Origin of the sequence: Rhodobacter maris (assembly GCF_900217815.1) — a bacterium.
Taxonomy (GTDB): domain Bacteria; phylum Pseudomonadota; class Alphaproteobacteria; order Rhodobacterales; family Rhodobacteraceae; genus Rhodobacter; species Rhodobacter maris.
The window spans coordinates 84170-94904 of sequence record NZ_OBMT01000014.1 but is presented as its reverse complement, the minus strand read 5'-3'; the positions used below and the strand labels follow the sequence as shown (position 1 = coordinate 94904).

At 66.1% G+C, this 10735-nt stretch carries 10 protein-coding genes; 7 read left to right on the top strand and 3 right to left on the bottom strand.

Annotation, left to right across the window (positions count from 1 at the left end; translation table 11 throughout):
- Together CRO22_RS15445 and CRO22_RS15440 are read right to left on the bottom strand one after the other, a co-directional pair.
- Positions 1 to 260, bottom strand: a 260-nt coding sequence (locus CRO22_RS15445) for a hypothetical protein (protein WP_176518662.1), incomplete at its 3' end; no start/stop codon positions are given.
- Between the two features lie 125 nt (positions 261 to 385).
- A complete protein-coding gene (locus CRO22_RS15440) occupies positions 386 to 721 on the bottom strand; it encodes a hypothetical protein (protein ID WP_097071058.1) in 336 nt (111 codons plus the stop codon).
- 294 nt (positions 722 to 1015) lie between these two features.
- Between CRO22_RS15440 and CRO22_RS15435 the strand changes: the two genes are divergently transcribed.
- The 6 genes from CRO22_RS15435 to panC all read left to right on the top strand — a co-directional run bounded on the left by CRO22_RS15435 (position 1016) and on the right by panC (position 9478).
- Positions 1016 to 2134: an efflux RND transporter periplasmic adaptor subunit gene (locus CRO22_RS15435; protein ID WP_097071063.1), complete on the top strand. Its 1119-nt coding sequence runs from the start codon at positions 1016 to 1018 to the stop codon at positions 2132 to 2134.
- Positions 2135 to 2144: 10 nt separating this feature from the next.
- On the top strand, positions 2145 to 5213 hold the full coding sequence (locus tag CRO22_RS15430; protein WP_097071057.1) for an efflux RND transporter permease subunit: 3069 nt from the start codon (positions 2145 to 2147) through the stop codon (positions 5211 to 5213).
- A 232-nt stretch (positions 5214 to 5445) separates the two neighbouring features.
- Positions 5446 to 6651, top strand: coding sequence for an aminopeptidase P family protein (locus tag CRO22_RS15425; protein ID WP_097071056.1), 1206 nt, complete (start codon positions 5446 to 5448; stop codon positions 6649 to 6651).
- A gap of 196 nt (positions 6652 to 6847) precedes the next feature.
- The gene (locus CRO22_RS15420) at positions 6848 to 7696 is read left to right on the top strand and encodes a L,D-transpeptidase (RefSeq protein ID WP_245861000.1); all 849 of its coding nucleotides are present in this window, start codon (positions 6848 to 6850) and stop codon (positions 7694 to 7696) included.
- Positions 7697 to 7817: 121 nt separating this feature from the next.
- A complete protein-coding gene (panB, locus tag CRO22_RS15415; protein WP_097071055.1) occupies positions 7818 to 8642 on the top strand; it encodes a 3-methyl-2-oxobutanoate hydroxymethyltransferase in 825 nt (274 codons plus the stop codon).
- A complete protein-coding gene (panC, locus tag CRO22_RS15410) occupies positions 8639 to 9478 on the top strand; it encodes a pantoate--beta-alanine ligase (protein ID WP_097071054.1) in 840 nt (279 codons plus the stop codon). The genes panB and panC overlap by 4 nt, the downstream gene beginning before the upstream one ends.
- A gap of 58 nt (positions 9479 to 9536) precedes the next feature.
- Here panC and CRO22_RS15405 read toward each other — a convergent pair whose 3' ends face one another.
- The gene (locus CRO22_RS15405) at positions 9537 to 9791 is read right to left on the bottom strand and encodes a hypothetical protein (protein ID WP_097071053.1); all 255 of its coding nucleotides are present in this window, start codon (positions 9789 to 9791) and stop codon (positions 9537 to 9539) included.
- A 119-nt stretch (positions 9792 to 9910) separates the two neighbouring features.
- Between CRO22_RS15405 and CRO22_RS15400 the strand changes: the two genes are divergently transcribed.
- Complete coding sequence (locus tag CRO22_RS15400; protein ID WP_245860999.1) at positions 9911 to 10702, top strand: M48 family metallopeptidase; 792 nt, start codon at positions 9911 to 9913, stop codon at positions 10700 to 10702.
- Positions 10703 to 10735: the final 33 nt, after the last annotated feature.

Genomic DNA, 10735 nt, shown 5'->3' with positions numbered 1-10735 from the left:
CAACCGGCCGCACTACGAGGCCGGACATATGCAAGCACCCAACCGGATTCGACGCGCTTTGAGGAAAGACTTGACGAAGGGGGTGTCCACATATGTCTCGCGACCACCCAGGCGATCGGGAGCGCGACGACGAAGCCGATCGCCGCAGCGATCATCATCGCTTTCGTATTGAACATGTTCATGGTCAGCGCCGCAGTGATCAGGATACCGGCGAGAGTGGGGCCGGCGAGGGCATAGATGATGCCGAAAAGACGAGTCATGAGAGCCTCCGGTGCAACGCGTTTCATGCAAATTTCAAGCATCTTTTGCGGGGCGGAAAATTGATCTGGGTCATGTCGCACGCCTTGCGACCCTTTGCCTAGGCGCGGCGCAATGCCGCATGCCGTCATCCGGCCGCCCGGCACTCCAGCTCGAAACGCGCCTCGCCGGTGTCGCCGGGCAAGGAGGGGGAGCGCCAGATCCCGCGCGCCGGGCCGCGAACCCTGCAGCCCGAGGCCGTTTCGGCAGCGCGCACCATCAGCGCGGGCACCCGGTCGCGCGCCGCGCGAGGCAGGTAGCCCAGCCGCACCACCTCGGCACGACCCTCCTTGAGATAGACCGCGAAGCGATAGCCCTCGAGCATGACCTCCTGCCGTGCGGCGCCGAAAAACACCGGTGCGGGCGAGGCGGCGCAGCCGCACAGAAGCGCAACCGTCAGGGGCATAAGAACGGCAAACCGCATCGGGGCCTCCCTCGGGCATCTCGGGGCATCTCGCCGCGGTAGAGGCCCCAAGTGTCCGGCGCCCTGGTTAACAAAGCGTTAAGATGCGCCCTCCCGTCGCCGGGGCCGCCCCGGCAACAGGGTTTACGGGGAGTTGGCGGCGGGGTTTATGTGCAACGCTGCGCAAAGGACATGGCGCGCGACCTTGTGTTTCCGGCCCTGCACCCACATGTTGCGGCAAGCATCGTCCCGGGGGCCTCTCCCGGGCGGGGAGGGCTGCGCCGCGGCCCGACCGGAAATGTATCGGAGCACTCCATGATCAAACGCCTGCTCATCGCCATCGTCGCCCTCGTCATCGTGGCCGGTGGTATCATCGGCTACAATCTCTTCATCGGCCAGTTGATGAAGACGATCTTCGCCAACATGAAAGCCCCGGCGGTGCCGGTTTCAGTGAGTACGGTCGCGGCAAGCACATGGACGCCCGAGATCGAGGCGATCGGCACTGCCGCCGCGATGCGCGGCACAGACCTTGCGGTGGAAGCTTCAGGGATCGTGCGCGAGATCCGCTTCAAGGCGAATGACACGGTCCGCAAGGGACAGGTTCTGGTACAGATCGACGACCGCGAGGAACGCGCCGATCTCGCCTCGGCCAAGGCGGCGCTCGATCTGGCCGAAGTGACGCTCAAGCGCGCGCGCGAGCTGCGCGCCCGCGGCGTCTCGGCCACCTCGACGCTCGACGAGGCGCAAGCCGCCGAGGCCGAGGCGCGCGCGAGCGTGGCGAAGATCGAGGCGAGCCTCTCGACCAAGGTGCTCACCGCGCCCTTCGACGGGGTGATCGGCATTCCGCAGATCGAGACCGGCGCCTATGTGGCGGCTGGCACGACCTTCGCCACGCTTCAGGACCGCGCCCATATGCGGGTCGATTTCGCGCTGACCGAGCAACAGGCGGCGCAGGTGCATCCGCAGATGGCTGTCACGCTTGCCTCCGAGGCGGAAGATGTCGCGCTCAGCGGCACGATCACCGGCATCGAGCCGAAAATCGACCCCAATTCGCGCCTCGTGACCATGCGCGCCACGGTGCCCGATGCCGAGGGGCAGCTCACCCCCGGGCAGTTCCTGCATGTAAAAGTGGCGCTGCCAGCCGAGGAGAACGTGATCGCCCTGCCGCAAACGGTGGTGCAGGCGAGCCTTTATGGCGACAGCGTCTTTGTCGTGCGCGAGACGACGCCCGAGGGGGCGCAGGAACCGGAGCTTCAGGTCAAGCAGGTCTTCGTCAAGATCGGGCGCAGCGCCGGAGACAGGCTGGAGATCCGCGAAGGGCTCGCGGTCGGCGACCGGGTGGTGAATGCGGGGCAGAACAAGCTGACCTCGGGCGCCCCGGTGACGATCGACAACAGCCTCAGCCTCGATCCTGCCGCCGCGGCGGCGAACTGAGGGGACCGGGATGCATTTCTCCGAGCTTTTCATCCGCCGCCCGGTGCTTTCCACCGTTCTTGGCGCCTTCATGCTGCTCTTGGGCATCCAGGCCTATTTCAACCTGCCGGTGCGCGAATATCCCAAGGTTGACGAGACGGTGGTGACGATCACCACCACCTATGCGGGCGCCGCGCCGGATCTCATTCAGGGCTTCATCACCGCGCCCATCGCCGCCGCCGTCGCCACCACCGAGGGGATCGACTATGTCACCTCCTCCTCGATGCCTTCGGTCTCGACGGTCTCCGTCAACATGCGGCTCGGCTCAAACCCGGACACGGCGCTGACCGAGGTGCTCTCCAAGGTGCAGCAGGTGCGCGGCGAGCTGCCCTCCGACGCGGAAGATCCAGTGATCGTCAAGGGCACCGGGATGACCTTCGCGCTCATGTATCTGGCGGTGCAGAACCCCAACATGACCGCCGAGCAGCTCACCGAATATCTTGAGCGGGTGATCAAGCCGCGGATGTCGACGATTCCGGGCATTGCCGAGGTGCAGCTGATCGGCGCCTCGACCTATGCGATGCGGGTCTGGCTCGATCCGCTGAAGATGGCGGCGCGCAATGTCACCGCCGCCGAGGTGCTCGCCGCGATCAACGCCTCGAACTTCCTTGCCGCGCCGGGCAAGACCGAGAACGAATATGTCACCCGCGCGATCACGCTCAAATCGACGCTGCAGACGCCCGAGGCCTTCGGCGCCCTGCCGATCCGAGCCGAGGGGGATCAGGTGGTGCGGCTGCGCGATCTCGCGCGGGTCGAACTCGCCTCCGACGAGGCGGGCGAGATCGTCACTTTCGACGGCGCGCGCGGCACCTTCATCGGCCTCTCGCCCACGCCCTCGGCGAACCCGCTCTCCACTGCCGCCGCCGTGCGCAAGGAGCTCCCCGCCATCGCCGCGACCCTGCCCGAGGGCATGTCGATCGACCTTGTCTATGACACGACCGAGCAGATCTCGGCCTCCATCGACGAGGTGTTCAAGACCATCGCCGAGGCCGTCGCCATCGTGGTGGTGGTGATCTTGCTGTTCCTCGGCTCGCTCCGCTCGGTGGTGATGCCCATCGTCACCATTCCGCTGTCGCTGATCGGCGTGATGGCGGTGCTGATGGCGCTTGGCTATTCGATCAACCTGCTCACGCTTCTGGCCATGGTGCTGGCGATCGGGCTCGTCGTCGACGATGCGATCGTGGTGGTGGAAAACATCCACCGCCACATCGAAGACGGGATGAAACCGCTTCCGGCCGCGGTGCAGGGGATGAAAGAGATCACCGGCGCCGTGGTGGCGATGACGATCACGCTCGCCGCGGTGCTGGCGCCCCTTGCCTTCACCGCAGGTCTCACCGGAGCGCTTTTTACCGAATTTGCCTTCACGCTGGCGGGCTCGGTGATCCTCTCGGGGATCATTGCGCTCACCATCACCCCGACGATGGCGGGGCGGGTGCTCAAATCGGGGCATGCGACCGGCTTTGCCGCCTTTGTGGACCGCAGCTTCGAGCGCTTCGCGGGCTGGTATGAACGGCGCGTGTCAAGCTCGCTCGACTATCGCCCGGTGACGCTCCTGATCGTCGTGGTGCTGATCGGCACGATGGGCTTCATGTTCCGGCACACCCAGACCGAGCTCGCCCCCGAAGAGGATCAGGGCGCGGTGATCGCCATGCTGCAAGGGCCGCGCTATGCGACCTCGGATTATACCGCACATTACGTTGATGCGCTCGGGCAGCAGACCGCCGAGATCCCGGAGGTGAAAACCTCGTTCTCGATCGCCGGGTTCGGCGGATCGGACAGCATGGGGATCTATATCTGGGCGCTCAAGGACTGGGCCGACCGCGACCGCAGCCAGAAAGAGGTTCAGACCGACATCCAGAAAGGCATCGACGCCTCGACCGGGGTGCAGGGCTTCGCCTTCGCCCCCCCCACCCTGCCGGGGGCCGGTGGCGGGCTGCCGATCTCGGTCGTGGTGCAGTCGATCCATGGTGCAGACCGGGTGGCCGAAGTCTCCGAAGAGATCCGCCGCCGCGCGACGGCGACGCACAAGTTCATCTTCGTGCAGAACTCGCTGACCTTCGACGCGCCCGAAGTGGTGGTGACGATCGACCGCGACCGCGCCGCGGCCCTCGGCGTGCCGGTATCGGACATTGCCACCACGCTCGGGCTGATGGTCGGTGGCGCCTCGGTGGCGCAGTTCGACCGCGATTCAAACAGCTATGACATCATCTTGCAGGTGCCGCGCGACACCCGCGGCACGTCCGAGGATCTGGGGCGCTATTTCGTGCGCGCGACAAGTGGCGAGATGGTGCCGCTCTCCTCGGTGGTTACGATGCAATCGAGCTCGATGGCGGCCTCGATCGAGCAGTTCAACCAGCTCAACTCCGCGACCGTGTCGGCGCTGCCGATCCCCGGTCAATCCTCGGGCGACGGGCTGGCAGAGATCATCCGCATCGCCAACGAGGTGATGCCGGAAGGCTTCTTCCTCGATTTCTCGGGCCAGTCGCGGCTTGAGCAGACGCAGGGCAACACGCTGATGATCGCCTTTGGCGCGGCGGTGCTGGTGATCTACCTCGTGCTCGCGGCGCAATTCGAAAGCTTCCGCGACCCGTTCATCATCCTGATGGCGGTGCCGCTGACGATCTTTGGCGCGGTGCTGCCGCTTAACCTCGGGCTCGGCACGCTCAACATCTACAGTCAGGTGGGGCTGATCACGCTGATCGGGCTGATCACCAAGCATGGCATCCTGATGGTGGAATTTGCCAACCAGAGCCGCGAGAGCCACGGACTCGGGCGGCGCGAGGCGATTGTGGCGGCGGCCAAAACCCGGCTCCGCCCGATCCTGATGACCACGGCGGCGATGGCGCTCGCGGTGGTGCCGCTCGTGCTTGCCAAGGGCGCGGGGGCGGCGGCGCGCGAGGCGATGGGGATCGTGATGTTCTCGGGCCTCCTGATCGGGACGATGTTCACGCTCTTCGTGGTGCCGATGTTCTACACGCTCATCGCGCCCTCGGACGAAGCGATGAAGGCCGCCGAGGCAAAACGGCGCGCGGCTGGATAAAGGTCTCATGGCCACGGCCCGCGCCGTGGCCATGCGATTGCCCTCTCCTTTTCCGCAAGGCCGACGTTCCGCCCCTTGCCAGCTCTCTACCCTTTTGCCATTCTCTCCCCCGAGCCGTGGCGATGGCGTCGCCGCAGGACGGAGTTCCGTCCGATGCTTGCGCGAGGAAGGCCCCCGCGCTTCGTCCTGAACGCCGGGGCCTATCCGGGCCCGCGGGCCCAGAGGACAGACCATGCAAAGACCCGAATTCTACACCTGCGAAAACGGCCTCAAGGCCCCCCTGCCCTTCGCCCCAGAGGAATATGAGGCGCGCCTTGCGGGGCTGCGCGACATCATCGAGATGCACAGCCTCGATGCGGTGCTGCTCACCTCGATGCACAACATCGCCTATTACTCCGGGTTTCTCTATTGCTCCTTCGGTCGCCCCTATGGGCTTGTGGTCACCAAAGACCGCTCGGTGGTGATCTCGGCGGGGATCGACGCGGGCCAGCCCTGGCGGCGCTGCCACGGCGAGGCGCTCACTTATACGGATTGGGCGCGCGACAATTTCTGGCGCGCGGTGGCCCATGTGATTGGCACCGGCAAAGCGGTGGGCTGCGAGGCGGACCACCTCACCATGGTCAATGCCGACAAATTCTCCCATTTCCTCAAGCCCAAGCGCGGGCTCGACGTCGCGCCCGCCACAATGGCGCAGCGCATGGTCAAATCCCCCGCCGAGATCGCGCTGATCTGCCATGGCGCGGCCGTCGCCGATATCGGCGGCCATGCGATCCGCGACACGATCAAGGAGGGCCTGCGCGAGATCGACGTGGCGATGGCCGGGCGCGATGCGATGGAAGCGGAGATCGCCAAGCGCTTCCCCGAGGCGGAGTATCGCGACACCTGGGTCTGGTTCCAGTCCGGGCTCAACACCGATGGCGCGCATAACCCGGTCACGGGGCGGGTGCTCAAACGCGGCGATATTCTCAGCCTGAACTGCTTCCCGATGATCTCGGGCTATTACACCGCGCTTGAGCGCACCCTCTTTGTGGGCGAGGTGGACGCCGCGAGCCTGAAGATCTGGGAGTCGAACGTGGCCGCGCATGAATATGGCATGAGCCTGCTTGTGCCCGGCGCGCGCTGCGATGAGATTACCCAACAGATCAACGCCTTCTTCGCCGAGCGCGATCTCTTGCAATACCGCACCTTCGGCTATGGCCACAGTTTCGGCGTGCTCTCGCATTATTATGGCCGCGAGGCGGGGCTGGAGCTGCGCGAGGATATCGAGACGGTGCTCGAACCGGGCATGGTGATCTCGATGGAGCCGATGTTGACGCTGCCCATGGGCCTGCCCGGCGCGGGCGGCTACCGCGAGCACGACATTCTGGTGATTGGCGAGGAGGGCGCCGAGAACATCACCCAATATCCCTATGGCCCTGGCTTCAACGTGGTCGGCTGACCCTGCACGGGGGCGCCACATGCGCCCCCGCCGCTCGGGTGCCGCCAGGGCGCGCCAAAACCCGGCGCCTGCGGATTTTCTGAGCGGTTTTCGCGGTTTCGGGGGGGCCGGGGGTTGACCTTGCACCACTGCCCCGGCGAGCTAGGGGCAATCGCCCCGCTGCGAGGGGATTCGCTCAAGTCTACAGGTGCTGCCCTTGTTCCGTTCCTCGATCCATTTCCGCGCGCCCCTTGCCGGGCTGGTTGTCGCCGCGCTGCTCGCCGGCTGCGCCCCCGCCCCCATGACTCCCGCCGGACAATCCTCCTCTTCCGCCGTCCCGCCGGAATATCAGGCCCGGCCCGACGGTGACCGCGTCGTGCCTCCGGTGAACCCGGCCTATCTGAACGAGCGCAACCGGCGCCGCTGGGTGGATTACACCGGCCCCGAGGGCAAGGACACGATCGTCATCGATCCCTATGCGCGGCTCCTTTATCACGTCGTCGAGCCGGGCCGGGCAATGCGCTTCGGCATCGCCGTGGGCAAGGCGGGCAAGGGTTTCTCGGGCAATGCCATCGTTGGCCGCAAGGAAGACTATCCCTACTGGCAGCCCACCGCGAATATGGTGCGCCACGATCCCGCGCTTTACGGCCCGCTCGCAGGCGGGCTCAAGGGCGGGCTCGACAATCCGCTCGGCGCGCGCGCGCTCTATCTCTATCGCAACGGGCACGACACCTATTACCGCATCCACGGCACAATGGATCCCTCCTCGATCGGCAAGGCCACCTCGGCCGGCTGCATCCGGCTTTTCAACCAGGACATCATCGACATGTTCGACGAGGCACCGCTCGGCACCCGGGTCAAGGTGCGCTCGCGCGCCGAGAGCCTTGAGCTTGAGGGACCGGTGCATGAGCTGCACACGGGCTATGTGGTGCCCGAGGCGGCGGTGGAGCTGATCGCCGCCGACGAGGCCGCCTGGCAAGCCGGTCAGATCACCGATCCCGCAATTCTCGAGGCGCAGCAACATGCTGCCGCCGTCGCCTCCGCCGAGGCCCGCGGCAGCAACTGAGCCCATCTTGTCGCTCCGCCCTGCCCGGGCGGCGAGGCGCCCTTGCGCTGCGCCGCAGCGTTCGCGCTTTGCATTCGCCCCCCAGAAGGGCTATGGCTGCGGCAAGGAAAGGGAGGGTTCCATGAGCGCAACCGCAAGCCTGAAACGGCTGATGCCGTCGGATATTCGTGCCCAGAAAGGCGCGGCGCCGGTGGTGGTGCTGACCGCCTATACCACGCCCATCGCGAAACTCGCCGATCCGGCCTGCGATGTGCTTCTGGTGGGCGATTCGGTCGGCATGGTACTGCACGGCCTGTCCTCGACGCTGAGCGTGACGATGGACATGATGATCCTGCACGGTCAGGCGGTGATGCGCGGCTCGGACCGCGCGCTTGTGGTGATCGACATGCCCTTTGGCAGCTACGAGGAAAGCCCGGCGCAGGCGTTCCGCAATGCCGCCCGGATCCTCGCGGAAACCGGCGCCGGCGCGGTGAAGCTCGAGGGCGGCGTACATATGGCGGCGACCATCGCGTTTCTGGTGGCCCGCGGCATCCCGGTGATGGCGCATATCGGGCTCACGCCACAATCGGTCAACACGCTCGGCGGCTACAAGGTGCAGGGCAAGGGCGCGGATGCGGCACGGCTGATGGCCGATGCGCAGGCCGTCGCCGGGGCGGGCGCCTTCTCGGTGGTGATCGAAAAGATCCCGGCGCGGCTCGCGGGCGAGATCTCGCGCGCCATCGAGATCCCGACGATCGGCATCGGCGCCGGGGTCGACTGCGATGGCCAGGTTCTGGTGATCGACGACATGCTCGGCCTGTTTTCCGATTTCAAACCGAAATTCGTCAAACGCTATGCGGAACTTGGCACGACCGCGGCCGAGGCGGTCGCGGCCTATGCTGCCGAGGTGCGTGCGAAAAGCTTCCCGGCGGACGAGCATTCCTTCTTCGATGAGGCGAAAAAATGACCCAGGTGATCCGCTCTTCCGCCGAATTGCGCGAGAAGGTGGCAACATGGAAGCGCTCGGGCATGCTGGTGGGCGTGGTCCCGACCATGGGCGCGCTGCACGACGGGCACATGAGCCTTGTGCGCGCCGCCCGCAAGCAGTCTGACCGGGTGATCGTGACGATCTTCGTCAACCCGATGCAGTTCAACAACCCCGAGGATCTGGAAAAATACCCCCGCGACGAGACGCATGATCTGGCGCTGCTCGACGAGGAAGGGGTGGATGTGCTCTTTGCCCCGGGCGTGGCCGAGGTCTATCCCGCAGGTTTCGCCACGAAGGTCTCGGTCTCGGGCATCTCGGAACCGCTCGAAGGCGCGTTCCGGCCGGGCCATTTCGATGGTGTGGCCACCGTGGTGACGAAGCTGTTCGGCATGACCCAGGCCGGGCGCGCCTTCTTCGGCGAGAAGGACTGGCAGCAATTGCAGGTGGTGCGCCGGATGGTCGAGGATCTCAATATCCCCATCCGCATCATCGGCTGCCCGACGATCCGCGAGGATGACGGGCTTGCGATGTCTTCGCGCAATGTGCGCCTGAGCACGGAGGAACGCGCCTCTGCGCCCCGGCTTCATGCCGAAATGCAGATCGCCGCCGCGGCGATTCGCGCGGGCACGCCGGTCGCCGAGGCCCTCGCCACCGCAAAGGCGGCGCTCAGCGCCGCGGGCTTCGGTCCCTGGGATTATCTCGAATTGCGCAATGCCGAGACCCTGCAACCGCTCGACGGCCTTTCCGAACCGGCAAGGATGCTTGCCGCAGTGGGGCTCGGCGAGGTGCGGCTGATCGACAATATTGCGGTCTGACCCCTTCGGGCTGGCCAAATCTGCCGGGGCTCACGCCCCTCTCGCCCCGTTTGAATTCTCAGCCCTTCGACTTGCGGCTCTGCAGCCGGTAGACCCCCTCGGGCAAATCGAGCGCCGCGGCGAGCTCACGCAGTTGCGCATGCGAGAACACGACCCGCATCACGATCTCGGTATTCTCGTCGAGTTGCTCGACCACCACACAATCCTCGAAGGACTGGATGGTGATATCTTCCTGAAGATAGTCGCGCGGATCGGCCCCCTCGTCGACGAGGGTGATCACAGTGGCGTCGAATTCGTGCTCGATGGTGAACATGGCACAATGCTAGCGCAGCAAAACGGTCGCGCAAGGGCAAAGATTTCTGGCGGCCCCCGTTTGCCCGTTGCACCCGCCGGGCGGGCAGCTACACTCGCGCCATCTCCCCGAGGCTGAAAATGCTGCGTCACCACCTGCTTATGTGCCTGATCGTGCCGCTCGGCCTCGCGGCCTGCGACGCTGTACCCGGAACCGCGCCCGGCGCTGTCGTGCGCACGCCGATGCCCGCCTCGGTCGCCCCCGTCGTCACCACCGAACCGGGCCCCGACGCGCGCGAGGCGGCGGCGAATTTCATAGCCGTGGCGGAGGACATGGAGCCGCGGATCGAGGCCGAATGCCGCGCCCGGACCCGGGGGCGGCGCAATTGCGACTATCAGGTGATGGTCGATGACCGCGCCGATGCCACGCCCAATGCGCTGCAAACCATCGATGCCCGCGGCCGCCCCATTGTCGCTTTCAATCTCGCGCTGATCGCCGAGGCCCGCAATCGTGACGAGCTCGCCTTCGTGATGGGCCATGAGGCGGCGCATTACATCCTCGGCCATCTGGAGGCGAAAAGCTCTGATGCAGACCGCGGCGCGCGGATCATGGGGGCGCTGGCCGCCGCTTCGGGCGCCGACGCAACGACGATCGCACGCGCCGAAAGCTTCGGCGCAGAGGTCGGCGCGCTCAGCTTCTCGCAGGATTACGAGCTTGAGGCAGACCAACTCGGCGCGGTCATCGCCTGGGATGCGGGCTATGATCCGGCGCGGGGCGCGCTGTTCTTCACGCGCATTCCCGACCCGGGGCATGGTTTTCTTGACAGCCATCCCGCCAATGCCGACCGTATCGCCCTGGTGCGGCGCACCGTAGCCGAACTGCGCGCCCGCGCCGCCGCCCCTGCGCTTCCGGCAGGCGCAAGCGGGAGTTGAGCCCCGACCGCCCCCCCCAGCGCCCGGCAGGGC